Origin of the sequence: Microbacterium sp. DWRC1-3 (assembly GCF_049896645.1) — a bacterium.
GTDB lineage: Bacteria > Actinomycetota > Actinomycetes > Actinomycetales > Microbacteriaceae > Microbacterium > Microbacterium maritypicum.
The window spans coordinates 1,509,976-1,536,554 of record NZ_JAFCUS010000001.1 but is presented as its reverse complement, the minus strand read 5'-3'; the positions used below and the strand labels follow the sequence as shown (position 1 = coordinate 1,536,554).

The 26,579-nt window shown below is 69.7% G+C and carries 21 protein-coding genes and 1 other RNA gene; 19 read left to right on the top strand and 3 right to left on the bottom strand.

The genetic code is table 11. From position 1 onward, the window contains the following. The first annotated feature begins 43 nt into the window (after positions 1-43). From mpaM to ACP699_RS07285, 6 genes are all read left to right on the top strand, one after another. Complete coding sequence (gene mpaM / locus ACP699_RS07310; protein WP_426170323.1) at positions 44-871, top strand: daptide-type RiPP biosynthesis methyltransferase; 828 nt, start codon at positions 44-46, stop codon at positions 869-871. After that, positions 858-2,564, top strand: coding sequence for a daptide biosynthesis intramembrane metalloprotease (gene mpaP, locus ACP699_RS07305; protein WP_288969729.1), 1,707 nt, complete (start codon positions 858-860; stop codon positions 2,562-2,564). Before mpaM ends, mpaP begins: the two co-directional genes overlap by 14 nt. Continuing rightward, positions 2,545-3,261, top strand: a complete 717-nt coding sequence (locus ACP699_RS07300) for an ATP-binding cassette domain-containing protein (protein ID WP_055874017.1) — start codon at positions 2,545-2,547, stop codon at positions 3,259-3,261. The genes mpaP and ACP699_RS07300 overlap by 20 nt, the downstream gene beginning before the upstream one ends. Continuing rightward, positions 3,258-3,986, top strand: a complete 729-nt coding sequence (locus ACP699_RS07295) for an ABC transporter permease (RefSeq protein WP_055865367.1) — start codon at positions 3,258-3,260, stop codon at positions 3,984-3,986. The genes ACP699_RS07300 and ACP699_RS07295 overlap by 4 nt, the downstream gene beginning before the upstream one ends. Further along, positions 3,983-4,717, top strand: a complete 735-nt coding sequence (locus ACP699_RS07290) for a hypothetical protein (RefSeq protein ID WP_055865364.1) — start codon at positions 3,983-3,985, stop codon at positions 4,715-4,717. Before ACP699_RS07295 ends, ACP699_RS07290 begins: the two co-directional genes overlap by 4 nt. Before the next feature lie 63 nt (positions 4,718-4,780). Then, on the top strand, positions 4,781-5,671 hold the full coding sequence (locus ACP699_RS07285) for a rhodanese-related sulfurtransferase (RefSeq protein ID WP_288969732.1): 891 nt from the start codon (positions 4,781-4,783) through the stop codon (positions 5,669-5,671). A 26-nt stretch (positions 5,672-5,697) separates the two neighbouring features. Here ACP699_RS07285 and ACP699_RS07280 read toward each other — a convergent pair whose 3' ends face one another. Genes ACP699_RS07280 through ACP699_RS07270 form a run of 3 tightly spaced genes read right to left on the bottom strand, consistent with a single transcriptional unit; the run spans position 5,698 to position 10,143 of the window. Continuing rightward, positions 5,698-7,965 (bottom strand): transglutaminaseTgpA domain-containing protein, encoded by a 2,268-nt coding sequence (locus ACP699_RS07280; RefSeq protein ID WP_426170318.1) that lies wholly within the window; start codon positions 7,963-7,965, stop codon positions 5,698-5,700. Next, positions 7,952-9,142 carry a DUF58 domain-containing protein gene (locus ACP699_RS07275; protein ID WP_151485922.1) on the bottom strand — a complete coding sequence of 397 codons (1,191 nt, stop codon included), beginning with the start codon at positions 9,140-9,142 and terminating at the stop codon, positions 7,952-7,954. The genes ACP699_RS07280 and ACP699_RS07275 overlap by 14 nt, the downstream gene beginning before the upstream one ends. An 11-nt stretch (positions 9,143-9,153) precedes the next feature. Further along, positions 9,154-10,143, bottom strand: coding sequence for an AAA family ATPase (locus ACP699_RS07270; RefSeq protein ID WP_151485923.1), 990 nt, complete (start codon positions 10,141-10,143; stop codon positions 9,154-9,156). Positions 10,144-10,287: 144 nt separating this feature from the next. On the opposite strand from ACP699_RS07270, the gene ffs reads away from it, so the two are divergent. From ffs to ACP699_RS07205, 13 genes are all read left to right on the top strand, one after another. After that, positions 10,288-10,384, top strand: an RNA gene (ffs, locus tag ACP699_RS07265) — signal recognition particle sRNA small type. Between the two features lie 66 nt (positions 10,385-10,450). Continuing rightward, complete coding sequence (locus ACP699_RS07260; RefSeq protein WP_302793196.1) at positions 10,451-11,062, top strand: rhomboid family intramembrane serine protease; 612 nt, start codon at positions 10,451-10,453, stop codon at positions 11,060-11,062. Then, positions 11,059-11,754 carry a hypothetical protein gene (locus ACP699_RS07255; RefSeq protein ID WP_426170315.1) on the top strand — a complete coding sequence of 232 codons (696 nt, stop codon included), beginning with the start codon at positions 11,059-11,061 and terminating at the stop codon, positions 11,752-11,754. Before ACP699_RS07260 ends, ACP699_RS07255 begins: the two co-directional genes overlap by 4 nt. Before the next feature lie 65 nt (positions 11,755-11,819). After that, complete coding sequence (gene pta / locus ACP699_RS07250) at positions 11,820-13,952, top strand: phosphate acetyltransferase (protein WP_055865346.1); 2,133 nt, start codon at positions 11,820-11,822, stop codon at positions 13,950-13,952. Next, positions 13,949-15,169 (top strand): acetate/propionate family kinase, encoded by a 1,221-nt coding sequence (locus tag ACP699_RS07245; protein ID WP_055873990.1) that lies wholly within the window; start codon positions 13,949-13,951, stop codon positions 15,167-15,169. Before pta ends, ACP699_RS07245 begins: the two co-directional genes overlap by 4 nt. 100 nt (positions 15,170-15,269) lie before the next feature. Continuing rightward, on the top strand, positions 15,270-16,028 hold the full coding sequence (locus ACP699_RS07240) for an HAD-IA family hydrolase (protein WP_055873987.1): 759 nt from the start codon (positions 15,270-15,272) through the stop codon (positions 16,026-16,028). Next, positions 16,025-18,529 carry a glycoside hydrolase family 65 protein gene (locus ACP699_RS07235; protein ID WP_055865336.1) on the top strand — a complete coding sequence of 835 codons (2,505 nt, stop codon included), beginning with the start codon at positions 16,025-16,027 and terminating at the stop codon, positions 18,527-18,529. Before ACP699_RS07240 ends, ACP699_RS07235 begins: the two co-directional genes overlap by 4 nt. Before the next feature lie 45 nt (positions 18,530-18,574). Then, a complete protein-coding gene (locus tag ACP699_RS07230) occupies positions 18,575-20,854 on the top strand; it encodes a DNA polymerase III subunit gamma and tau (RefSeq protein WP_426170311.1) in 2,280 nt (759 codons plus the stop codon). After that, positions 20,854-21,447: a recombination mediator RecR gene (gene recR / locus ACP699_RS07225; protein WP_017829084.1), complete on the top strand. Its 594-nt coding sequence runs from the start codon at positions 20,854-20,856 to the stop codon at positions 21,445-21,447. The genes ACP699_RS07230 and recR overlap by 1 nt, the downstream gene beginning before the upstream one ends. Further along, positions 21,444-22,361: a DMT family transporter gene (locus ACP699_RS07220; RefSeq protein WP_426170308.1), complete on the top strand. Its 918-nt coding sequence runs from the start codon at positions 21,444-21,446 to the stop codon at positions 22,359-22,361. Before recR ends, ACP699_RS07220 begins: the two co-directional genes overlap by 4 nt. Positions 22,362-22,489: 128 nt before the next feature. Then, positions 22,490-23,770, top strand: a complete 1,281-nt coding sequence (locus ACP699_RS07215) for an aspartate kinase (RefSeq protein WP_031205603.1) — start codon at positions 22,490-22,492, stop codon at positions 23,768-23,770. A gap of 181 nt (positions 23,771-23,951) precedes the next feature. Next, positions 23,952-25,022: an aspartate-semialdehyde dehydrogenase gene (locus ACP699_RS07210; RefSeq protein ID WP_426170305.1), complete on the top strand. Its 1,071-nt coding sequence runs from the start codon at positions 23,952-23,954 to the stop codon at positions 25,020-25,022. Positions 25,023-25,105: 83 nt separating this feature from the next. After that, positions 25,106-26,578 carry a malate:quinone oxidoreductase gene (locus ACP699_RS07205; protein WP_055865323.1) on the top strand — a complete coding sequence of 491 codons (1,473 nt, stop codon included), beginning with the start codon at positions 25,106-25,108 and terminating at the stop codon, positions 26,576-26,578. Position 26,579: the final 1 nt, after the last annotated feature.

Below are 26,579 nucleotides of genomic sequence, written 5' to 3'. Positions count from 1 at the left end.
CGCACGCCCGCACCCCCTGTTCCCCCGGAGAGGCGATGTGCGAATGTCAGATCTGATCACCGAAGCGCTGTCGGCGCGACTCGAGGCGGTTGGCGCGGTGCCCACGGCACAAGACCTGTACGCCGGAGTCGGCACCGACTTCTACGAGCGGCTCGTCGGCGCGGATCGTGCCGAGATCCGCGAAGTGCTCGCGCTCGCGAGAGACTCCGCGGGGCCGATCCTCGACGTCGCGGCGGGGAGCGGGAGGCTGACGATCCCGCTGGTGAGATCGGGCAAGACGGTGACCGCGATGGATCTCTCCGACGACATGCTCTCCCACCTACGACGGGCGCTGCCGGACCACGCCTCGCTCGACTGCGTCGTCGCGGACATGCGCGACTTCTTCCTGGGGCGTCTCTACGACCTGATCATCATCGGGGCGACCTCTATCACGCTGCTCGATCGTGCGGGGAGGTCCGGCCTCTACGCGAGCGTGCGACGGCATCTCGCCGATGGAGGTGTCTTCGCCTTCACCGTCGCCGGCGGCGACGCTGCCGAGAGCCTCGCGGTTCCCCGAGACCATGAGATCGGTGTGCCCGGACCCGAGGGAGAGGAGACCTACCTCTTCTCACAGCAGCTGGACCATGACGGCGCAGCGCGTGTGGTCAATTGGGTTCGCGCCTCCGACCTCGTGGCCGGTGCGGAGGTGACCGTCCTCACGAGCCGCCTGCAGGTGCTCAGCCAGGAGATGCTCTCTCGAGAGGCCGTGGAGGCCGGCTTCGCCCCGCCTGCCGTCTCGCCCGTGCGCACGAGTCACGGAGTGGAGATCCTCCTCCTCACGACTTCGCTCGCGGGACCCAGGAGAGAGGCACCTGGCGATGCCTCCGACTAGTTTCCTGCGTCGAAGAGCGCCGCAGACCGCAACGGCGCTCACCCCCGACGCACGCCCGCTCCTGGCCGCCGGCGTCGCCTTCGAGAAGGGGATCGACGAAGCGGCATGGATCGTGATGCTGCACGGCGTGCCTTCGTCGCGGGTCTCGGGCGCGGTCGTCGACATGCTGACGGCGCTGGACGGCGAGACCCCGCTTCACGTTCTGCACATGCGCTTCGCCGCCGCCGAGTCGTGGGAGAGCTTTCTCGGTCTGGTGCTTCGCTTCCGCGCGAGCGGACTCCTCGACGGAGACACGAAGCTGCCACCTGGCCGCTGGGACTATCGGCCCCCGTTCACCCTGCAGATCGCGACGCTTCGAGCGCCTGCCCTGTTCGGCCGCGTGGACCATCTGGTCGTTCCGCTCTCGGGCAGGGCGGTCCGTGCCACCGTCGCCGTGCTGCTCGGCCTCGGACTCGTGGCGGCGATCCTGCAGGCGGGAGAGCTGCGCAGCGTGCTCACCTCGCCGATACCGTTGTCCGGCCTCGTGATCCTCGTCGCCGTGCTCTCGCTCCTGACCCTGCTCCACGAGGGCGCGCACGGCCTCACGCTCACGAGGTTCGGGGGAAGACCCCGCAGGGCCGGCTTCATGATCTTCTATCTCACCCCCGCCTTCTTCGTCGACGTGACCGATGGCTGGCGCCTCCCCGATCGCCGGCAACGCGTCGCGATCGCCCTGGCCGGGCCCGCCGTGCATGCCGCCGTCGCCGCGGTGGCCCTTCTCGTCGCGCTCGCGCTGCCCGACACCGAGGTGCGCCAGACGCTGGTGCTTCTCGCGCTCGCCTGCGCTGCCATCGTCCTCGTCAACCTGATCCCGTTCGTGCGGTTCGACGGGTACATCGCCCTCATGAGCGCGCTGGATGAGCCCAACCTGAGAGCACGGACGATTCGTGACGGCGCGAACTTCCTGACCCGCTTCCTGTTCGGCGGGCAGAGGGCGGCCAAGAGCCTGAACACGTGGTGGAGCGTGCCCTTCGGCCTGGCGAGCCTGCTCGCTCCGGTGGTCCTGGTGCTGTTCGCCGTCGGCCGGGCGGCTCGAGCGGTCGCCGGCGGCGGACCGGTCCTCGGTCTGCTCGTGGTCGCCCTGGAAGCCGTCGTGGTCGTCGTCGGCGTCGTCCTCGTCTCGAGGGCACTGCACCGCGCCTTCCGGTCAGGTGTCTCGCGACTGCGGTTCTTCACCGTCCTCGCCGCACTGGTCTCGACCATCGCGGTCGCAGGAGTCCTGATCCCCGTACCGGTGACCACCACGCTCGGCTTTTCGGCGCAGGGCGGCCACGTGGTCCTCCTGCACGCCGGCGGCGCCGCCGAGACGGAAGTGCCGGAAGGCGCGCGCGTCGTGCTGATGAGCAGCGGCATCCTCGCCGATGAGCGGGTCGGCGAGGGGACGGTCACCCGACCGCGAGCGATACCGACGGAGGTGCCACTCGACGCGCTCTTCCCCGTGACGGCGGAGGGTGTGACCCTGCCGGCGGTGATCGTCGCGGGCGTGGATCTCACCGACGGGAACCCGAGACTACCTGCGACGGGGCAGGCACGCGTCGAACTCGGCGTCCGAAACGTGTGGCAGTCGCTCTGGGCGACGGGCGTGACGCTGCCACTGGCGACCCTGCAGAGCGAGAGAGCGGAAGAGGATGAGAATGAACGACTACGCCATTGAGGTGCGCGGACTCACGAAGAGGTACGGCCAGCGGACCGCCGTCGAGGAGCTGTCCTTCGTCGTCCCGCGCGGATCGATCGTCGGGCTGCTGGGCCCGAACGGGGCCGGGAAATCGACGACCCTGCGAGCGATCGTCGGCCTGCTCCGGCCCTCGGGCGGAGACAGCCTGATCGACGGTGTGCCGTTCTCGGCCCTCGACAACCCCGCATCGCACGTCGGCGTCCACATGGACGGGTTCGGGTTCGAAGCGGGAATCTCCGCCAGAAGACACCTGGAGATCTGCCGACTCGCGGCTGGGGCACCGCGCAGCAGGGTCGACGAGGTGCTGGACGAGGTGGGGCTGGCCGCGGATGCCCGTCGCCGGGTGAAGACGTTCTCGACGGGCATGGCCCAGCGTCTCGGGCTGGCGACGGCTCTGGTGGGTTCCCCGCGCACACTCGTCCTGGACGAGCCGGCCAACGGTCTGGATCCCGACGGCATCCGCTGGCTCCGCCGGTTCCTGCGCGCCTTCGCCGAACGCGGGGGCACCGTCCTGCTCTCCAGCCATCAGCTCGCCGAACTGGAACAGGTCGTGGATGAGGTCGTCGTCATCAAGGGACGAGCCCTGTTCGCCGGGCGGCTCGGCGACCTGGTCACCAGCGACGACGATTCGCTCGAGAGCAAGTACTTCGACCTGGTCGGCGGTGCGTCCGCATGAGGAACGCGATTCGCAGTGAGCTGCTGCGCGCGGTGAGCGGACCCTCCGTTCTGCCGGTCTATCTCGTGGCCCTGCTCATGCCGCTGTTCGTGCTGTTCTCCGACGGCTCACGCTTCGACCTCGCCGGGGTCGACTCCCACACGGCGACCTCCCGCCTTCTGGAGCCGCTCGCGTGGTCGGTGATCTCCGCAGCGTTCGTCGGGGCGTACGCGGTCACGCGCGAGTACTACTACTCCTCGATGGAGCGAACCCTCACCGGGGTCGGCTTCCGACGTGCCTTCTCGGGAAAGCTCATCGCCGGGGCGCTCATCGCGATCGCGCTGTCCGTGTGCATCTTCGTCACCTGGACGCTGGGGATCTTCCTCGTCCTGGCCGAGAACGGGCTGACACTCGCTCTGTCGTTGCAGTCCTGGCAGCTGTACGCCGGCGCGCTGGCCGGTGCGGTGCTCGGTGCGCTCATCGGAGGAGCCGTCGGCTGGATCACCCGCAACTACTATGCGACGGCGATCATCGTCCTCGTTCTGCCGATGGTCGTCGAGTTCGCGTTGCTGCGCACGGCACCCGAGGTGGCGAAGTTCTCGCCAGGATTGGCCATCGCCGCCGTGGGGGTTCCCGGATTCCAGGACCGGCTGCTCGCGTTCGCCCCCGCCCTCGGAGTCGGACTCGCATGGACCGCAGGGCTCGTGGCGGTCGCGTGGTTCACAGGACGCCGGAGGGTGGGGTGATCGGCCGCGCCCTGCGAGCACAGGCGCGCAGCTTCGCGGGCGACATCGTTCTCCTCGGGGTGACCGTGGCGGCGCTGCTGATGTCCCTCTCCCTAGCTATGAGCATCCCACCTGACCTCGCGGGTGCTCCGCTCGAGGCCAGAGAAGCGCTCGCCGGGTCGCTCACCGCCGTGATCGCGATGTACGGCGCGGTTCTCGCAGCGGTGTACGGTTCGTTCCGCTACACGGTCGACCGGCGTGACGGCGTGATCGCTCAGCGCCTGATGCTGCAGTCCCGGTGGGTGACCCTGCTCGTCCGCGTACCCGGCGCCGTCGTCGGCGGGGCGGTCGTGTCCCTCGCAGGAATGGTCGGCGGTCACCTCGCACTGACCGTCACCGCGGGCGGCATTCCCGTGGAGTGGTCCACCGTCGGATCCACACTCGCCCTCGGCGCCGTGGCAGGGCTGTGGGGGATGGGACTGGGAGTGGTCGTGCAGGTCCATCTCGTGGCTCTCTTCCTCGTGTCCCTGTCGATGAGCGGGCCGGTGCTTCTCGCGATGCTCTGGGGAGCGGGTGCCGTCTACCTTCCACCCCTCGTGATGCTCGAAGCCTTCCGCCTCGACATCGGCGCGCTCGGAGTCGCAGCGACCGATCGGCTCGACGGCTCCCTGGCCGCGGGGGTGACGGCCGGATGGATGGTGGCGGCTCTTCTGGCGGGGGCGCTCGCGTTCCTGAGGCGCGATGTGACGTAGCCGCCTCGACAGCGCGTCAGCGCAGGTTCGGATCGGCCGTGGCCCACGACGTAGGATCCCTAGGTGGCAACACCCAAGATCGTCCTCTTCTACGCGTTCACCCCGCTCGCCGACCCCGACGCCATCCGCGTCTGGCAGCGAGACATCGGCGAGGCGCTGGGCCTGCGCGGGCGTCTGATCATCTCGAAGGACGGGATCAACGGCACTCTCGGGGGTGACATCGGTGCGCTCAAGAAATGGCTGCGGTCGTTCCGCTCGTACCAGCCCTTCGCCGACGCCGACATCAAATGGAGCGAAGGCACCGGGGTGGACGCCCAAGGGCGCAGTGTCGACTTCCCGAAGCTCAGCGTCAAGGTGCGCGACGAGATCGTGTCGTTCGGTGCACCGGGGGAGCTGCGCGTCGATGAGAACGGCGTCGTCGGCGGCGGCACTCGTCTGACGCCCGAAGAGCTGCACGGTCTGATCGATGAGCGCGGCGAGGATGTGGTGTTCTTCGACGGGAGGAACGCGCTCGAAGCGCAGATCGGGCGCTTCCGCGGCGCGGTCGTGCCCGACACCGAGACCACCAGAGACTTCGTCGAGCTCCTCGACTCGGGCGTCTACGACGACCTCAAGGGCAAGCCGGTCGTGACCTACTGCACCGGCGGCATCCGCTGCGAGGTGCTGTCGAGCCTGATGACGGCCCGTGGCTTCGGAGAGGTCTACCAGCTCGAGGGCGGCATCGTCCGATACGGCGAGAAGTACGGCGACGACGGCCTCTGGGACGGTTCCCTGTACGTCTTCGACGGCCGCGGCTCCGTCGACTTCTCCGACCACGCCGCGGTCATCGGAGAATGCGTCGGGTGCGGGGCCGCGACCAAGCGCACCGCCAACTGTCCCGATCCGTCGTGCCGTTCGCAATTCGTCGTGTGCGAGGACTGCGTCGCGGTCCCCTGCACCGCCCACGCCGCCTGACCCGCACGCCACTTGATGCCTACGGTTCAGGCCGTCATACCGGGTTCGGCGGCTCGCGGCGCATACAGGGAGCGGGGCACCAGCACCGCCCGCACCCTCGTCGCTCGATCGGCGCTCTGTCGCAGGCTCGCGAGCACCTCACCCAGTGGTTCGGCGAGATCGTCCGATGCCTCGCCGGAGCGGGCATAGTTCGACCGCTCGACCGCATCCGTCAGCCGACGCATCGCGTGTGCATCCACCCCGTTCTGCCGCACCAGACCGGCCGCACGCACGCGGGGAGTGTCGGCGTCGGTGACGGGAATCTGCAGGTCGATCAGGGTGTCGCGCAACTCCGCCCAGGCGGCGGCCGGATCACCACGGCGCGCCCTGCTCAGGCGCGCCCGACGTTCCGCGAGCCGGATGAGCGCGGGAAGCAGGAGCAGCACGACGACGCCGAGGGTGGTGAGGGCGACCGGTGTCGGGTCGAGGCGGCGCAGCTCGCCGCTGCTGGCCGAGTCTCCGCCGGCGTCGTTGCGGTCGACCTCGGGACCCGAGGTCTGCTCGGCCTGCGGTGCCGTGGTGGGTGCCGGTGCGGGCGGGGTCCCGGATCCGCTGCCCTGCGTCGCCCCCGGGCGGAAGGCCGTGGGTACACCCAGCGACGCGGTGGGTTCGAACGGGACCCACCCGACACCGGGGAACAGCACCTCGGGCCAGGAGTGCAGCCGATCGCTGGTCACCGAGAACACCGACTCGCTGCCGCGCTTCTCGTCGGTGAGCGAGCCGGGGAGGTATCCCACGACGATGCGCACCTGCATGCCGAGGCTCTCCGCCATCAGTGCGAACGCCCCCGCGAAATGCACGCAATACCCGGATCGCGCGTCGAGGAACTCCGCGACGGCTTCTGCCCCCGTGCCGTCGAAGCCTTCCTCCACCGGGGTCTCCAGCGAGTAGGCGAACTGCGAACGGAACCAGTTCTGCAGCGCGATGAGCCGGTCGTAGTCGGTGCTCGCGGCTGCGGTCACCTCGGTGGCCAGCTCGCCGATGATGCCGGGCAGCTCGACCGGTTCGGCGTCGGGATCGACGACGGGAGCGGCGGCATCGATGGCCCGGATCTGCTCGAGCGTGGGGAGGAGTCGCGACGAGGTGACCGTGTAGTCGTTCCCGACGGCATCGGCGCCGCGGGAGTACAGCGTGCGGTTCTCGGGGGCGATCCGCCATGCGTTGCTGAGACCCTGCACGGTGGTGGCGGGGTAGGGCACGGGGAGCCAGGAACTCGACATCCGCAGCACGCGGATGGAGGTGGTCTGCTCCTCCGTCGTGATGTCCTCTCCCCATTCCGGGGGACCGAATCCGTCGTCCTGCGACTGCAGATCCCCGTCGTCGGGTTGCCAGACGCGTCCGTCGAACCGCGAGAGCGTCGTCAGGCGCAGATACGGCGCGGTCTCGCCTTTCGCCGCCACGGTCAGGACCTCGACCGGATTGGGCTGGCGCAGATCGTCACCCAGACGCAGCGATGCATCGACCGTGACGCCGACGCCGGTGCCGGCGAGGCTGGTGCTGACAGGAAGCATCGGGGCGACGGCGATGGTCGTCGCCATCGCGGCGGCCCCGATCGCGACGGCGACCGATGCGGAGGAGCGGCGTGGGGATTCCGGATGTCTGCGCGCCGTGTGGCGGAAGACGAGGAGGGCGACCGCACCGAAGAGCACGAACCAGACGACGTTCGTCTCGCCGAGGGTGACGATCATCGGCACAGCGCCGACGGCCCCGGTCAGCAGCACCGCCAATACGGCGGAACGGTGGGTGACGAGGTGGTCCAGGAGTATCGCGACGACCGCGAAGCCGATGCCCATGGCGGCCGCGAGCCCGGGGGAGGGATCCAGCGGCGCGGAGCCGAACACGACCGCCTCGACAGCGGAGGCGCCGAGCACCCCGAACAGCGTCAGCGTCGCGGAGGTCGGGATCATCCCGAAGAGGGCGGTGTCACCGGCGATGAGCAGCGTCACGACGGCGACGGCGACCACGACCTGCGTGGCGAGCGTGGCGAGGTCCTGCACCCACTCGGCTCGTCGGCGCAGCAGGTGCCGCATCAGCATTCCGGTGCCGGCCACGGCGACGATCACGGCGATGACGGTGAACGACCAGGCTCCGGGAGCGATGACCGAGGTGAAGGGCCACATGGCCACGAGCGCCGCCGTCGCCGCCAGTGCCCCGGTGCCGACCACCCCGGCCGGCTCCTCGTGGTCGCGGTGCCAGAACGCCGGTCGGCGCACCGCGGCGGGTGCGGCCGGCGGGGCCTGTTCAGCGCGGAACATCGCCGACTCCGATCCGTGCCGAGACGGCATCCTCCCAGGCGGCGGAGATGTCGTCGCCGAGCCGTGCCACGGTCCAGCCGTGACGGGTGGAGGCCTCGGTGGCGCCCGGGAGCAGTTCGGTGCTGAACAGCATCGGCGCAGCGGCGCCGGCGGCACGCAGCACCGCGGCGTCCTCTTCGTCGAGGCGGCCGGTGATGTAGACGAGTGGGCCGGGCGGTGTTCCGCCGATGAGTGCCACCAGGTCGCGGCTCTCGCCGCGGGGCGTGACCATCGCGAGAGCCGTGAGCAGCCCGTCGCGGTCGTCTTCGTGGCCGCGGAGAGCGCCGAGGAGGGTGCCCGCGCTGTCGAGAACGTCGACGCTGTAGCCCTCGGAGGCCAGGTGCACCGCAGCGGAGGCGCACAGCGAGACGGCGGCTTCGAAGGCCGGATCGGCCTCGGCCCCGGGGGCATCCCAGCGGCGGCCGCTCCGGTCGAGCACGACCACCGCGTCGGGGCTGGACTCCTCCTCTTCCTGCCGCACCATCAGCTGACCCCGGTGCGCCGTCGCCCTCCAATGGATGCGACGCATCGAGTCGCCCGGGATGTATCCCCGCGGCGAGAGGTTGTCGCTGCCCTGTCCGAGCCGGGTCGACGAGGTGTGCGCGGTTCCACCGGCGGCACCGACCCGCACGGCGAGAGGCGCGAGGGCGAACACCTCGGGGACGACGGTCACGCTCCTGGTCTCCCCGAACGCCTGCTCGCGCTGTGCCAGACCGAACGGGTCCACCGTGCGCAGCATCAGCGGGCCGACGGGCCAGACGCCGCGCCGCACACCCGTGATCAGGTAGCTGAGCCGGCCGTTCTCCGGAGGATACTCGCCGCCGGAGTCCGCGGAGACGGCGTCGGGGAGCACGTCGTGCCAGAGTCCGCGCGGCACGCGGATGGCGCGCAGGGAGAACCGCACGGTCACTCGTGAGGTCTCGGACACGGTCAGCAGGTCGGTCGAGATCTGGCGGGTGACGGTGCCGGATCGTCGCGGCAGGCGGACCGCGAGGAGCGAGAAGAGGGTGACGGCAGCGAGCAGCACACCGAGGTAGAGCAGCACGCGCGCCCCCAGGAGGTTCGCAGCGATCAGGCAGCAGAGCGCGGCGACGAGCGCTCCGGCACCGCGGCCGGTGAGGGATCGACGTCGTCGCATGATGAGAGCTGTCAGGAACGCGTCGCGACGGGCACGCGCACCCGCTCGACGATCTGGGTCAGGGCGGCCTCGATCGGCTGTGCGCCTGCGCGGTGTGCGCCGCGCGCCGGGAGCAGACGGTGCGCGAGGACCGGGATGAGCAGGGCGGTGATGTCGTCGGGGATCACGTACTCGCGTCCGTCGAGGGCCGCCCACACCTTCGCGGCCCTGACCAGCTGCAGAGTGGCCCTGGGGCTTGCGCCGAGGTGGAGGTTCGGGTCGGAGCGGGTGGCCTGGGCGAGGGCGACCGTGTACTCCTCGAGAGCCGGGGCCACGTGCACCGCCCGCGCCCACGCGATGAGCTGGGCGATGGATGCCGCGTCCGCGACGGGCGTGACGGCGGCGAGCGGGCTGACGACGTCGCGTTGACGCAACATGAGCGCCTCGGCGGCGGCATCCGGATACCCCATCGAGATGCGCATCATGAATCGGTCGCGCTGCGCTTCCGGGAGGGCGTAGGTGCCCTCCATCTCCAGGGGATTCTGCGTCGCGACGACCAGGAACGGCTGGGGCAGCAGGTGCGTGGCGCCGTCGACCGTGACCTGACCCTCCTCCATCGCCTCCAGCAGGGCGGACTGCGTCTTGGGGGAGGAGCGGTTGATCTCGTCGGCGATCACGATGTGGGCGAACACGGCGCCGCGCTTGAACTCGAACTCGCGATCGACTGGGTTGTAGACCGACACACCCGTGACGTCACCGGGGAGCAGGTCGGGGGTGAACTGGATGCGGCGCACGGTCGCGTCCACGCTCGCGGCGAGAGCCCTGGCGAGCATGGTCTTGCCGACGCCCGGCACGTCTTCGATCAGCAGGTGCCCCTCGGCCAGCAGGCAGACGAGAGCGCTGCGCACCGCATCCGGCTTGCCGTCGATGACCTGGCCGATCGAACCGAGGATCGCAGAGGTCTGCGCGGCGAACGTCTCGGCATCGATCGATACCGGGATCAGGGGGGCGTTCTCTGGCATGCGTTCCCTCTCACGTCGGCGCAGCGGTGCGCGTTATTCGATCGTAACCCTGCACAGGGTGCGCCGCTCTGGCAGGTTCCCCTGAGGATGCGCGGGGAGGAGAGGCACGATTCGGCCCATCGCGCCGGTCGGGTTAGGATGGTTGACGGCTCTCCGCGTGGCGGCATCCAGGCCAATTCCCCCAGGGCGGAAACGCAGCAAGGGTAACCGGGCTCTGCTGGGTGCGCGGAGAGTCATTTTCTTTGCCCGCGGGCACTCCCGACCGCACGCTCAGCCCCTTCGTGGCTGCACCTGCGACAATCGTCCGGTGACCGTGACCCCGCCGCAGAAGGCGCAGCATCCGCTCGGCCGATTCGCTTCGCCGGTGCTCCTGCTCGTCGTGATGTGGGTCGTGCAGTTCGCCGATGCGATCCTTCCCGGCTCGTTCACCGGATTCGGGCTGCGGTCCTGGGACGTCTCGGGGCTCGGCGGCATCGTGCTCGGTCCGCTCCTGCACGCGAACTGGCAGCACCTCATCGCGAACTCCGTGCCTCTGCTCGTGCTGGGCTGTCTCGTGGCGGTCGAGGGCACGCGTCGGTTCTGGGCCGTCACCGCCATGGTCGCGGTCGTGGGCGGTATCGGCACCTGGGTGTTCAACGCCCCCGGAACTCTGACGGTCGGCGCCTCTGGTCTGGTCTTCGGCTACTTCGGCTATGTCGTGATGAGGGTGTTCGCCCCCGGTCGCGTCGCGCACCGCATCCTCTACGCCGTGATCGCCGTCATCGTGATCGCGCTCTACGGCGGATCCATGCTCGCCGGGGTCTTCGGCGTCGCCGAGGGCATCTCCTGGCAGGGACACCTGTTCGGTGCGATCGGCGGCGGCCTCGCCGCTCTCGTCGGGCGTCGTCGTCGCACCTCCGGCGGAGCCCTGACGTCATGAGCCCCGCACCGGCATCGAGGGCGAAGCGCCGGCCGGCGAGGAAGAGGCCTGCGGCGAGACGCACCACGACACCGAGACATCGCAAGACCGGGACCAGAGGGAAGGCGGCGAACCGTCGGCGACGTCGTAGGATCCTGCGGCGGACGCTGCTGTCGGCCGGTGCGCTGGCCGTCGCCGTCGGACTGCTGGTGCTCATCCCGTTGGGCCTCGCGCGCGATCCCGCCCCGATCTGCATCGAAGATCCGCAGACGTTCCCCGAAGCGGGGATCGAGGGCTGGACCGGAGAGCAGCTCGAGAACGCCGCTACGATCATCCGCACGGCCGGCGCCCTCGGCTTCCCGAGGGAGGGGCAGATCCTCGGGGTGATGACGGCGATGGGCGAGAGCAGCCTGCACAACATCGACTACGGCGACTGGGAGACGCGCGGATTCACCAATCCCGACGGGACGCGCACGACCAGCATCGGCCTCTTCCAGCAGCAGGAGTGGTGGGGGAGCGTCGAGCAGCGGATGGACCCGGCCACCGCGACGACGCTGTTCTTCGATCGCCTCGGGCGGCTGCCCGAGTGGCAGACGATGGAGCCCTCGCATGCCATCCACCGGGTGCAGATCAACACCGACCGCGACTACTACTCGCGGTTCCAGACGGACGCCACGGCGGTCGTCGACGCGATGTCCGGCCCGTGCGAGTGATGCCGCGCCATTTGCTCCGGTGAGATGCTCGGTGGGTTCACGGGCGCCGCGCCTAAGCTGAAGCCGTGGCGCAGAGCATCTACATCACCTCGGCCGAAGGCCATACCGGAAAGTCGACGATCGCCCTCGGGGCGCTCGACGCCCTCATGCGCGTGTCGCCGCGGGTGGGCGTGTTCCGCCCCCTCGCCCGCTCGGTCACCGCGCGGGACGAGATCCTCGAGCTGATGCTCGCGCACGACGGGGTCAACCTCGACTACGAGGACTGCATCGGCGTCACCTACGACGACGTGCGATCCGACCCCGAGGCCGCCCTGTCGACCATCGTGGCGCGGTTCAAGGCGGTCGAGGCGCAGTGCGACGCGGTCGTCGTCATCGGCAGCGACTACACCGACGTCGCGAGCCCCGCCGAGCTCGGGTTCAACGCCAGGATCGCCGCCAACCTCGGAGCACCCGTTCTCCTCGTGCTCAGCGGCCGCGATCAGCAGCGCCAGGCCGAGCAGCTGGGGACCACCACGGCGCGTCCCGCCGGGGCGATCGCGCAGATCGCCGCCCTCGCGCTGTCCGAGCTGGCCGAGGAGCGGGCCGAGCTGTTCGCCGTCGCCGTCAATCGCGCCGATCCCGAAGCCCTCGACGCCATCATCGAGGCCGTGCACGCCGCACTCCCCGCCGAGAACACCCCGGTGTGGGCGATCCCCGAGGACCGCGCGCTGGTGGCACCGTCGATCCGCGGCATCCTCGCCGCCGTCGACGGCACCCTGCTCCAAGGCGATGACGATCGTCTGACGAGGGAGGCGCTGACGATCGTCGTCGCGGGCATGTCGATGGTGAACGTGCTGCCGCGACTCACCGAGGAAGCGGTCGTGGTGATCCCCGCCGACCGCACCGAGGTGCTGCTGGCCGCGCTGCTGGCCGACTCCTCCGGCACGTTCCCCCGCATCGCCGGCATCATCCTGAACGGCCCGTTCCCGCTGCCGGAGCCGATCGTTCGGCTGCTCGACGGCTTCGCTTCGTCGGTGCCGATCATCACGACGGACCTCGGCACCTACGACACGGCGGTGCGTGTGATGAGCACCCGCGGCCGCATCTCGGCGGATTCGCGCGCAAGGTATGACCGTGCGCTCGGTCTCTTCCAATCCCACGTCGACATCGCGGAGCTCACCGAGCAGCTCGGGCTCGCAGAGGCGCACGTCGTGACGCCCCTGATGTTCCAGTACGGACTCATCGAACGCGCCCGCGCCGACCGTCGTCGCATCGTGCTGCCGGAGGGCGACGACGATCGCATCCTGCGCGCCGCCGCCACGCTCCTCGCGAGGGAGGTCGCCGATCTGACGATCCTCGGCGACGAGTCGTCCATCCGTGCGCGGGCCGTCGAGCTCGGCATCGACATCACCGCCGCCCAGGTGCTGAGCCCGACCGACCCCGACCTCGTCGAGCGGTTCGCCGCGGAGTACGCGCGGCTGCGGGCGCACAAGGGCATCACCCTCGCCCAGGCCGCCGACACCGTGACGGATGTGTCGTACTTCGGCACGATGATGGTGCACCTCGGTCTCGCCGACGGCATGGTGTCCGGCGCCGCGCACACGACGGCGCACACGATCCGTCCGTCGTTCGAGATCATCAAGACCAAACCGGGCGTCAACGTGGTCTCCAGCGTGTTCCTGATGGCTCTCGCCGACCGGGTGCTCGTCTACGGCGACTGCGCCGTGATCCCCGACCCGACGAGCGAGCAGCTCGCCGACATCGCGATCTCGTCGGCGACGACCGCCCGCCAGTTCGGCATCGAACCGCGCGTGGCCATGCTGTCGTACTCGACGGGGGAGTCCGGATCGGGAGCGGACGTCGACAAGGTCCGCGCGGCGACCGCCCTCGTGCGCGAGCGTGCACCCGAGCTGCCGGTGGAGGGGCCGATCCAGTACGACGCTGCCGCGGATGCGGCGGTCGCCAAGGCGAAGCTCCCCGGCTCCGCTGTGGCGGGGCGCGCGACGGTCTTCGTGTTCCCCGATCTGAACACCGGCAACAACACCTACAAGGCGGTGCAGCGTTCGGCCGGCGCGGTCGCGATCGGCCCGGTGCTGCAGGGGCTCAACAAACCCATCAACGACCTCTCCCGTGGCGCGCTCGTCGACGACATCGTCAACACGGTCGCCATCACGGCCATCCAGGCCCAGGGGTCTGCGCAGACGGGAGGCGCTGCATGAGCGCGATCCTGGTGATCAACAGCGGGTCCTCCTCGCTGAAGTACAGCCTGATCGACATCGAGCAGGAGAACCTGCTCGCCAGCGGACTGATCGAGCGCATCGGGCAGGACGTCAGCCCGGTCGCGCACACGGTGCGCCCCGCGGTCGACGGCGACGCCGTGCCGACCATGCTCGATGCGACCTATCGCAGCGAGAGGCCGATCACCGATCACGCCGCGGCCTTCGAGGTGATGCGTGAGCAGTTCGCCGCGCACGGCCCCTCGCTCGAGGAGCATCGCCCCGTCGCGGTCGGGCACCGTGTGGTCCACGGCGGCGCCCGCTTCTACGCCCCGACGCTCATCGACGCCGACGTGGAGCGGCAGATCGACGAGCTCGCGGTGCTCGCGCCGCTGCACAACCCCGCGAACCTCGCCGGCATCGTCGCCGCGCGCGCGGTGTTCGACGAAGTGCCGCACGTGGCGGTGTTCGATACCGCGTTCCACCAGACGCTCCCGCCCGCCGCCTACACCTATGCGATCGATGCCGCGCTCGCCGCGGAGCACCGGGTGCGCCGCTACGGCTTCCACGGCACGAGCCACCAGTACGTGAGCGCGGCGGCGGCGGACTTCCTCGGCCGTGACCTCGCCGATCTCCGCCAGCTGGTGTTCCATCTCGGCAACGGGGCGTCGGTCACCGCGATCGACGGCGGACGATCGGTGGAGACCTCGATGGGCCTCACCCCGCTCGAGGGACTCGTGATGGGGACGCGCTCGGGTGACATCGATCCCGCGGCACTCGTGCACCTGTCCCGCCGTGCCGGTCTCTCGATCGACGACCTCGACTCCCTGCTCAACACGCGCAGCGGGCTCGCAGGTCTCGCCGGCCGCAGCGACATGCGCGACATCCTCGCCGGGGTCGAGGCGGGGGAGGACGCGGCGGTTCTGGCCTTCGACGTGTACGTGCACCGGCTGCGCGCCTACGCGGGGGCCTACATCGCACAGCTCGGGGGAGTGGACGTCATCTCCTTCACCGCCGGTGTGGGCGAGAACGCCGCGCCGGTGCGCGCTGCCGCGATGGCCACGCTCGGCTTCGCCGGCGTGGAGATCGACCCCGTCAGGAACGCGGCACGCGAGCGCGGCATCCGTCGGATCTCCGCGGATGCGTCCCCGGTGACCGTGCTCGTCGTGCCGACCGACGAAGAGCTGCAGATCGCCCGGCAGACGGCCGAGCTGATCTGATCCGTCCGCGGGGGTTACCCCGCGGCGCGCCGCCGCATTACGCTTGCACAGTGGCACGGAGAGGTGCCGGCCCGACGATCGCCCTTCTCCTGGAGGCTCTGTGCCTGAAGCACTGCCCGACCTGTTCCACGCCGACGGCGTGCTCTTCGACCTCGACGGCGTGCTCACCCCGACGGCCGAGGTGCACATGCGTGCCTGGAAGGCCGTCTTCGACGATGTGTTCGCGCGATGGGGTATCACGGCGCCCTACACCGACGCCGACTATTACGACTACGTCGACGGCAAGAAGCGCTACGACGGTGTCGCGAGCCTGATGCGCAGCCGCAACGTCGAGCTGCCCTGGGGCGATGTCGACGACGAGCCGACCGCCGAGACCGTCTGCGGCATCGGCAACCGCAAGAACGCCGCGTTCGCCGCGTCTCTGCGCGCTCAGGGGATCGCGCCGTACCCCGGCTCGCTCGCGCTCGTCGAGAGCCTGCACGTCGTGGGCATCCCGCTCGGCGTGGTGTCGAGCTCCAAGAACGCCGAAGAGGTGCTGGGGGCCGCGGGCCTGCGCTCCTTCTTCCGGATCGTGGTCGACGGCGTCGTCGCCGAACGCGACGGACTCGCCTCCAAGCCCGCGGCCGACATGTTCGCCGCCGGTGCCGCAGCCCTCGGGGTCGACCCGGCACGTGCCGTCGCCGTCGAGGACGCCACCTCCGGCGCCGCATCCGCAGCCGCAGCCGGCTTCGCGACCGTGGTCGGCGTCGACCGCGGCGCGGGCGCCGACGCCCTGCGCGCCGCCGGCGCCACCGTCGTGGTCGACGACCTCGACGTGTTCCTTCCCGCTTCCCGCAACGACATCCCGGAGACCGCATGATCGACCGCGACCGCTTCCCCGTCGACCCGTGGCGTCTGATCGACACGCACTACTCGGAGGAGGGCGTCGGCGAGACGCTGTTCTCCGTCGGCAACGGCTACCTCGGCCTGCGCGGCAACCACATCGAGGGCCGCGGCGCCCAGGAGCACGGCACGTTCATCAACGGCCTGCACGAGACCTGGCCGATCCGTCACGCCGAGCAGGCCTACGGCTTCGCGGAGGTCGGGCAGACGATCGTCAACGCCCCGGACGCGAAGGTCATGCGCGTGTACGTCGACGACGAGCCCGTCTCGCTCGACGACGCCGACGTGCGCGAGTACCGGCGCACGCTCGATCTGCGCACCGGTGTGCTGGAGCGCCTCGTGGTCTGGGAGACTCCGTCGGGAAAGCGCGTGCGCATGCGCGACGAGCGCATCGTGAGCTTCGAGGAGCGCCACCTCGCGGTGCTGCGGCTCGAGGTCGTGGTGGAGAACTCCGATGCCCCGGTCACGATCAGCTGCCAGCTGCTCAACCGGCAGGACGGTGCCGGTGTCTATGCGGGCACACCGATCGGCACGAAGGCCGCGGCATTCGACCCGCGCAAGGCCGAGAAGATCGCCGATCGCGTTCTGGAGCCCGCTGAGCACTGGCAGGACGGGCTGCGCTCGGCCCTGTCGTACCGTGTCGCCGACTCGGGGATGACCGTCGCCGTGGTCGCGGATCACGTCGTCGAGACCGAGAACGAGTACAACGCCCGCACGCTCATCGAGGCCGACATCGCCAAGAACGTGTTCCGCGTGCAGGCGAAGGCGGGGGTGCCGATCACCGTCACCAAGCTCGTGAGCTACCACACGTCACGAGGCGTGCCTCCGCGTGAGCTGGTCGACCGCTGCCGCCGCTCCCTCGACCGCGCGGCGGACGAGGGCGTCGAGACCGTGTTCCGCCGTCAGCGGGAGTGGCTCGACGCGTTCTGGGAGCGCAGCGACGTGCAGATCGGCGGACGCGACGATCTGCAGCAGGCCACGCGCTGGTGCCTGTTCCAGCTCGCCCAGGCGTCGGCGCGCGCCGACGGGGCCGGCGTCCCCGCCAAGGGTGTCTCCGGTTCGGGGTACAGCGGGCACTACTTCTGGGACACCGAGATCTACGTGCTTCCGTTCCTGACATACACGTCACCGCGATGGGCGTACAACGCTCTGCGTGCGCGGGTGCGCATGCTCCCGGCGGCGCGTCGACGGGCATCGCAGCTCAACGAGGCGGGGGCGCTGTTCCCCTGGCGCTCCATCAACGGCGAGGAGGCCTCGGCCTACTACGCCGCCGGCACCGCGCAGTACCACATCAACGCCGACATCAGCTTCGCGCTGGGCAAGTACGTGCGCGCGACGGGCGACGAGGAGTTCCTGCGGCGCGAGGGCGCCGACATCGCGATCGAGACGGCGCGGCTGTGGGCGACCCTCGGTTTCTGGCGTGCCTCGCGTCTCGTCGAGGGAGCGCCGGGAGACGGGATCGAGACCTTCCACATCCACGGCGTCACCGGGCCGGATGAGTACACGACGGTCGTGAACGACAATCTCTACACGAACGTGATGGCGCGCTACAACCTGCGCTACGCGGCCAAGATCGTGCGCGAGATCAAGGAGAGCCACCCTGACGACTACGTGAAGCTGGTCGATCGCACCGGCCTCGGTCCGGGCGAGGCCGAAGCGTGGGACCGCGCCGCAGAGGCCATGTACATCCCGTACAGCGAGGGACTCGGCATCCATCCGCAGGACTCCCTGTTCCTCGAGCGCGAGGTGTGGGATCTGGCCAACACGCCCGCCGAGCAGCGTCCGCTCCTGCTGCACTTCCACCCGCTGGTGATCTACCGGTTCCAGGTGCTCAAGCAGGCCGATGTCGTGCTCGCGCTGTTCCTTCAGGGCAACCACTTCACGCCCGAGGAGAAGAAGGCCGACTTCGACTACTACGACCCGCTGACCACGGGCGACTCGACCCTTTCGGCGGTCGTGCAGTCGATCCTCGCGGCCGAGGTCGGCTACCAGGACCTCGCGCAGAAGTACTTCGAGCAGTCGCTGTTCGTCGACCTGCATGATCTGCACCACAACGCGGCGGACGGCGTGCACGTCGCCTCCGCCGGCGGGGTGTGGACGGCCCTGGTGTGCGGCTTCGGCGGCATGCGCGACTACGCAGGCGACCTGAGCTTCGACCCGCGGCTGCCGGCGAGCTGGCCGTCGCTGTCGTTCCCGCTCCAGTGGCAGGGATCGACTCTGCACGTGACGGTGACGAAGGACGAGCTGCGCGTGCAGGTGCGCAGCGGCCCCCCGGTGCCGTTCAGCGTGCGGGAGGCCTCGTACATCGCGACGGTCGAGGACGAGGTTGTCGTGCCGCTCGCCGATCAGGGTCCGCTGATCCCCGGTCGCCCGACGCTCCGGCAGTTCGCCGACGCCCGACGCGAGGATGGCACGCGCATGTCGGCGTCCGTTCCCGTGATCACGACGACGATCCCGGTGATCGAAGCGATCGACTGACGCTCGGGCCCGCCGAAGGTCGGTGGCACGCCGTAGGCTGTTGAGGTGACCACAGCCCTCTACCGCCGCTACCGACCCGAGACGTTCGGCGAGATGATCGGGCAGTCCCAGGTGACCGATCCGCTCATGACGGCGCTGCGCGGTGACCGGGTAGGACATGCCTACCTGTTCTCCGGGCCTCGCGGGTGCGGAAAGACCACGTCAGCGCGCATCCTGGCGCGCTGCCTGAACTGCGCCGAGGGGCCGACAGACGTGCCCTGCGGCGTCTGCCCCAGCTGCGTCGAGCTCTCGCGCGCCGGCGGTGGATCGCTTGATGTCGTCGAGATCGACGCGGCGAGCCACAACGGCGTCGACGACGCACGCGACCTGCGCGAGCGGGCGACGTTCGCCCCCAGCCGCGACCGGTACAAGATCTTCATCCTCGACGAGGCGCACATGGTGACGCCGCAGGGCTTCAACGCACTGCTGAAGCTCGTCGAAGAGCCGCCGGAGCACGTCAAGTTCATCTTCGCGACCACCGAGCCAGAGAAGGTGCTCGGCACCATCCGCTCCCGCACGCACCACTATCCGTTCCGGCTCGTGCCGCCGGCCGCGATGCTCGAGTACGTCGCCAAGCTGTGCGCCGAAGAGGGCGTGATCGTCGAACAGGGTGTCCTCCCGCTCGTGGTCCGCGCCGGTGGCGGCTCGCCCCGTGACACGCTCTCGCTGCTCGACCAGCTGATCGCCGGCTCCGACGCACCTGCCGGATCCGAGACCGTCACCGTCGGCTACGCGCGCGCCGTCTCCCTGCTCGGCTACACGCACGGCGCCCTCCTCGACGAGATCGTCGACGCGCTCGCCGCAGGAGATGCGGCAGCCGCGTTCCCCGCTATCGACCGCGTGGTGCAGACCGGGCAAGACCCTCGCCGTTTCGTCGACGACCTGCTCGAGCGCCTGCGCGACCTCATCGTGATCGCCGCGGTCGGTGCCGGTGCCTCGGCCGTTCTGCGCGGTATCGCGGAAGACGACCTGGAGCGCATGCGCACCCAGGCCGACGTGTTCGGCTCCGCGCGGCTCTCGCGCACGGCCGACGTGGTGAGTGCGGCCCTCGACGACATGTCGGGTGCCACATCGCCGCGTCTGCACCTCGAGCTCATGGTCGCGCGCGTCCTCGCCGGCGCGACCGAGGCTGCAGCCGTGGCGCCTGCCCCCGCGGGCGAGCGTGCGGTGGCCCCCGTCCGTCAAGCCGCCCCGGCGGTCTCCGCTCCCGCCCCGACGGTCTCCACTCCTGCTGCCGCGGCATCCGCACCAGCCGCGGCGTCCGCACCGTCCGCACCGAGTGCCGCGGGCGCGCAGAGCCCCGCCGCAGAACCGAGCCCTGCTCCCGAGCAGAGCCCTGTCGCCGAGCAGAGCCCTGTCGCCGTGCAGAGTCCCGTCGCCGCGCCGGCGAGCGAGACCACCGCGCCGGAGGCCGCTCCCGCCGAGCCGGCCGCCCCGCAAGGACCGGTCACGTTCGAGCGCGTCCGTGCGGCCTGGCCGGCGGTGCTCACGCGGCTCGAGAGCATCAGCCGCACATCCTGGCTGCTGGCCACGGCCGTGCAGCCGCTGGCGTACGTCACCGAGACCGAGGTGCTGACGCTCGGGTTCACCAGCCAGCACGACGTCGCGAAGTTCAAGGGGACGACTCCGGGCTCAGGCCCGTCCGATCACCTGCGCTCGGCGATCGAGAACGAGCTCGGCGTGCGGGTGAAGTACCTTCCCGCGCCGATGCCCGCCGGGGGCGCTCCGCGCCAGCCCGCATCGTCCGGCGCATCGACACCGGCCGATTCCGCCCCCGCATCGGAGCCTGCGTCAGCGGGGTCTCCTCGTTCGCAGGTCCGTGGCGCATCCGCATCGTCGGTGACGGAGTGGGCCGTCGCGCCGATCCCGACCGCGCACGAGGAGCAGGTGCGCGACGCCCCGGCTCCTTCGGCGCCCCTTCCCGTCGACGAGGAGCCCGAAGAGGTGGAGGCTGCGGCCTCGGCTCCGGTTCCCCCTGCGGACGGTGTCGTGGACCGCGACGAGCCCCCGCTGCCCGGCGACGACGAGGCTCCGGCCTATGACGACGAACCTCCGTACGACCCGTCGTACGAGCCGCCGGCCGAGCCGTCCGTGTCGCGCCACTCTCCTCCCGAACGGTCCGCGCCGCAGACGCAGCGCACGGCCGTGGCCGCTCCGCCGGTCGTCATCGAGCGCTCGCCCTCCGTCGGGGGAGTGCAGCGCTACGGTGAGGCCGTGATCCGCCAGGTGCTCGGCGCGACGTTCCTGCGCGAAGAGCCCTACGAGCCCCCGACGAGGTTCTCCTGATGTACGACGGCATCGTTCAGGAGCTGATCGACGAGTTCGGTCGGCTCCCCGGCATCGGCCCGAAGTCCGCCCAGCGGATCGCCTTCCATATCCTGCAGACGCCGACGTTCGACGTCGCACGTCTTGCCGAGCTGCTCAGCGAGATCCGCATCCGCGTGCGGTTCTGCGAGATCTGCGGCAACGTCGCCGAGCAGGAGCGCTGCGCCATCTGCCGTGACCCGCGTCGCAGCCAGGCACTGATCTGTGTGGTCGAAGACGCGAAAGACGTCGCGGCCATCGAGCGCACCAGGGAGTTCCGCGGCCTCTATCACGTGCTCGGCGGAGCCATCAGCCCCATCGCCGGCATCGGACCGGACGATCTGCGCATCGCCCAGCTCATGACCCGTCTCGCCGACGGCACGGTGCAGGAGGTCATCCTCGCCACCAACCCGAACCTCGAGGGGGAGGCGACTGCGAGCTACCTCAGCCGTCTGCTGACGACCATGCAGATCACGGTCTCGCGCCTCGCCTCCGGGCTGCCCGTGGGCGGCGACCTCGAGTACGCCGATGAGGTCACCCTCGGGCGTGCCTTCGAGGGCCGACGGATCCTGTGAGCCCGAACGCGGGTTTCTCGCGTCGCGGCTGGCTTCTCTTCGGAGCCATGGCGCTGCTGTGGGGAGTGCCGTATCTGTTCATCAGTGTCGCGGTCGAGTCGTTCTCGCCCCCGGCGATCGTGGCGGGGCGCACGCTCATCGCCGCTCTGCTGCTGCTGCCGTTCGCGATCCGCAGCGGTGCGTTGCGCGCCGCGCTGAAGCATTGGCCGTGGGTACTCGCCTTCGGTGCGGTCGAGATGGCCGGACCCTTCCTGCTGCTCGGCCACGCCGAGATGACGCTGCCTTCGGGAATGACCGGTCTGCTCGTGGCGACCGTTCCGCTGTTCGCCGCACTGATCGCCCTCGGCGGCGGCGATCGTGGAGTGCTCCGGCCTGCCCGCGGGATCGGACTGCTCATCGGTTTCATCGGCGTCGCGATCGTGGTCGCCGGTCCCGGGCTCTTCGGCGGCGAGGTCAGTCTTCTCGCTGCGGGGGAGGTGCTCCTGGTCGCCGTGCTGTATGCGATCGCTCCCTTCATCGTCGCGCGCAAGCTCAACGATGTGCCCTCGCTCGGCACCATCACCCTGTCGCTTCTGATGATCGGCGTCTTCTACCTCCCGATCGGCCTGCTCACCCAGCATCAGGTGCCCAGCGTGCCCTCGATCGCCGCGCTCCTCGTGCTCGCCGTGATCTGCACGGCGGTGGCGTTCCTGGCGTTCTTCGCGCTCATCCGGGAGGTGGGGCCGGTGCGCGCACCGCTGTTCACCTACGTGAACCCGGTGGTCGCGATCATCCTCGGCGCGATCGTCCTCGCCGAGCCACTGACCCCCGGCCTGCTGATCGGCTTCCCGTTGATCATCATCGGCTGCTGGTTCGCCGCCACGGGCGGACGACTGCGTCCGGTCTCGGCCCAGGCGCTCCCGCCCGCCCTCTAGCCGCGCTCGCGCATCCGGTCACGCGGACGAGGCCAGACAACCGGACGGGTGACACATGCGCAACGGAGCATACGCGCCGATCGTAGAATGAGCGTGGGCGGATCCGCCCGTCATCCCAGGGAGTGATCGTGGCCCTCATCGTGCAGAAGTACGGCGGCTCGTCCGTCGCCGACGCAGAGAGCATCAAACGCGTCGCCAAGCGCATCGTCGACACGCGTCGTGCTGGCCACGACGTGGTCGTCGCCGTGAGCGCGATGGGCGACACCACCGACGAGCTACTCGACCTCGCGAACGAGGTCGCACCGATCCCCGCCCCGCGCGAGCTCGATATGCTCCTCTCCAGCGGAGAGCGCATCTCGATGGCGCTGCTGGCCATGGCGATCCACTCGATGGGGTTCGAAGCGCGCTCCTTCACGGGCAGCCAGGCGGGCATGATCACCGACTCCCAGCACGGGGCCGCTCGCATCGTCGACGTCACTCCCGTGCGGTTGCGTGAAGCCCTCGACGAGGGGGCGATCGTGATCGTCGCCGGGTTCCAGGGCTTCAACCGCGACACCCGCGACATCACCACGCTCGGCCGTGGTGGCTCCGACACCACGGCCGTCGCCCTCGCCGCTGCGCTCGACGCCGACGTGTGCGAGATCTACAGCGATGTCGACGGCATCTTCACCGCCGATCCGCGCGTGATCCCCAAGGCGCAGAAGCTCGATCATGTCTCCAGCGAGGAGATGCTCGAGCTCGCCGCCAACGGCGCCAAGGTGCTGTACATCCGCGCCGTCGAGTACGCGCGCCGTCACGGCGTCCTCATTCACGCTCGGTCGACCTTCTCGTCGGCCGAGGGCACATACGTTCTGGGCGAGGGTATGAAGAACCCCCGCGAAGCCGAGGGAGCAGTCATGGAAGAACCGATCGTCGCCGGTGTCGCCACCGACTTCAGCCAGGCCAAGATCACGGTCGCGGGTGTGCCCGACGTGCCGGGCAAGGCTGCCGAGATCTTCAAGATCGTCGCCAAGTCGGGCGCGAACGTCGACATGATCGTGCAGAACGTCTCTGCCACCGGACGCACCGACATCTCCTTCACGGTGCCCAAGGCCGATGCGGCGGGAGCTCTCAAGGCCCTCGCCGGTGAGCAGACCGAGGTCGGATTCCAGAACCTGATCCACGACGATCAGATCGGCAAGCTCTCCGTCGTCGGTGCGGGGATGCGCACGCATTCGGGCGTCTCCGCCACCCTCTTCGAGGCGCTGTCGGCCGGCGGCATCAACATCGAGATGATCTCGACCTCCGAGATCCGCATCTCCGTGGTGCTGCGCGACACTGACCTGACCGAGGCCGCACGCACCGTGCACACCGCCTACGGGCTCGACGGCGACGCCGAGGCCACGGTCCACGCCGGCACCGGCCGCTGATCTCTACCGCTCGCCGCCGTTTTCCTGCCGACCGTGCGAGAGCCGGCAGCGCAGGGCCGGCGGCCTGTCGGGGGCACGGTAGACTCACCGAAACCCTGACACCGGCGCCAGGCGCAGCCTCAGCACCCCGACGCCGCGCCCGAAGCCTCGTACGCAGTACCGCACGAAGCCAAGGAACATCATGACCCGCATCTCCGAATCAGGACTCTCCGTCGCCATCGTCGGCGCCACCGGCCAGGTGGGCACCGTCATGCGCGAGATTCTCGCCGAGCGGTCGTTCCCGATCCGCGACCTGCGGCTGTTCTCCTCCGCGCGCTCCGCCGGCACGGCCATCGAGTTCGGCGGCGCGACCGTGATCGTCGAAGACGTCGAGACGGCGGATGCCACGGGCATCGACATCGCCCTGTTCTCGGCGGGAGCCACGGCGAGCCGCGCCTATGCGCCGCGCTTCGCCGCTGCCGGTGCCGTGGTCGTCGACAACTCCAGCGCCTGGCGCATGGACCCCGAGGTTCCGCTCGTGGTCAGCGAGGTCAACCCGCACGCGATCGACGAGCGCCCCAAGGGCATCATCGCGAACCCGAACTGCACCACGATGGCGGCGATGCCGGTGCTGAAGGCGCTGCACGCCGAGGCCGGCCTCGAGCGTCTGATCGTGTCCACCTACCAGGCCGTCTCCGGCTCGGGACTCGCCGGCGCTCAGGAGCTGCTCGGCCAGGTCGAGGGTGTGCTCGCCCAGGGCGACACCCTTCGTCTCGTGCACGACGGATCCGGGGTGGACTTCCCCGAACCCGAGAAGTACATCGCCCCGATCGCGTTCGATGTGATCCCCTTCGCCGGCAACCTGGTCGACGACGGCGACAACGAGACCGACGAGGAGAAGAAGCTCCGCAACGAGAGCCGCAAGATCCTCGAACTCCCCGGCCTCCGCGTGGCCGGCACCTGCGTGCGGGTCCCGGTCTTCACCGGCCACTCGCTCTCGATCAACGTCGAGTTCGCGCGTGACATCACTCCCGAGCGTGCCAGGGAGGTGCTGAGCGCGGCCCCCGGTGTCGTCCTCGACGAGGTTCCCACGCCGCTGCAGGCTGCCGGCAAAGACCCGAGCTTCGTCGGTCGCATCCGCGCCGACCAGTCCGCACCCGAGGGTAAGGGACTCGTGCTCTTCCTGAGCAACGACAACCTGCGCAAGGGCGCCGCGCTGAACGCCGTGCAGATCGCCGAGATCCTGGCGGAGCGCCTGGCGGTCATAGCCTGACGGTATGCCCGCGATGCGGAAGCGGTCTGGCGCAGCAGGTCCGCATGGTCTGCGACGACGCGCCCGCGAACTAGACTGGTTCGGTGACTGAAAACGTCGATGTCGTCCTGATCGGCGGTGGCATCATGAGCGCCACCCTGGGTACTCTCCTGCACGAGCTGCAGCCGGAGTGGAAGATCGTCGCCTTCGAGCGACTCTCCGAGGTGGCTCAGGAGAGCTCGAATCCGTGGAACAACGCCGGCACGGGGCACGCTGCGCTGTGCGAGTTGAACTACATGCCGCAGCAGGGAGACGCTCCGCTCGACCCGGCCAAGGCGGTCTCGATCAACGAGCAGTTCCAGCAGAGCCGTCAGTTCTGGTCGTCGCTCGTGGAGAAGGGCGTGCTCGACGCGCCGTCGACCTTCATCAACGCGACGCCGCACATGACGTTCGTGCGCGGCGAGAAGGATGTCGCGTACCTCAGGAACCGCTACGAGGTGCTCAAGAAGCAGCCGCTGTTCGCCGGTATCGAGTACAGCGAGGACTCCCGCGTCATCAACAAGTGGGCGCCGCTGCTCATGCAGCAGCGCGTCAAGGGTGAGCCGTTCGCCGCGACCCGCGTCCCCGCCGGCACCGACGTCGACTTCGGCGCCCTCACCAACCAGCTCTTCGACCACCTGACCGACTCCGGCGTCACGCTGCGCACGAACCACGAGGTGCGCAGCCTGAAGAAGCAGAAGGACGGCACCTGGCTGGTCAAGTACCGCAACCGCATCGGGCACACTCCGAACGAGGTCAAGGCGCGCTTCGTGTTCGTCGGGGCCGGCGGCTGGGCGCTCAAGCTGCTGCAGAACTCCGGCATCCCCGAGATCAAGGGCTACGGAGTCTTCCCCATCGGCGGACAGTTCCTCAAGACCACGAACCCGACCGTCGTCGCTCAGCACAAGGCGAAGGTGTACTCGCAGGCGTCCGTCGGGGCTCCGCCCATGTCGGTTCCGCACCTCGACACCCGCGTCGTCGACGGCGAGGCCTCGCTCATGTTCGGGCCGTTCGCGACCTTCAGCCCCAAGTTTCTGAAGAACGGGTCGATGCTCGACATCGTCACCCAGGTGCGCCCGCACAACCTGCTGCCGATGCTGCAGGTGGCGGTGAAGAACCCCGACCTCATCACCTACCTCGTCAGCGAGCTGCTGAAGAACCACGCCAAGAAGGTCGACAGCCTGCGCACCTTCATGCCGACCGCGAAGGATGAGGACTGGACCCTCATCGACGCCGGTCAGCGTGCTCAGGTCATGAAGAAAGACCCGAAGAAGGGCGGCATCCTGCAGTTCGGCACCGAGGTCGTCGCCGCGTCTGACGGGTCGATCGCCGGTCTGCTGGGCGCCTCTCCCGGTGCCTCGACCGCCGTCCCGATCATGCTCGATCTGCTCAAGAAGTGCTTCCCCGCGGAGTACCCGGGCTGGGAGCCCGAGCTGCGCGCGCTGATCCCGACCTTCGGCGAGAAGCTGAATGAGGACGCGGCACTCGCGGAGAAGTCGACCGAAGCGACCGCAGCCGCACTCGGCATCAACGTCTGAG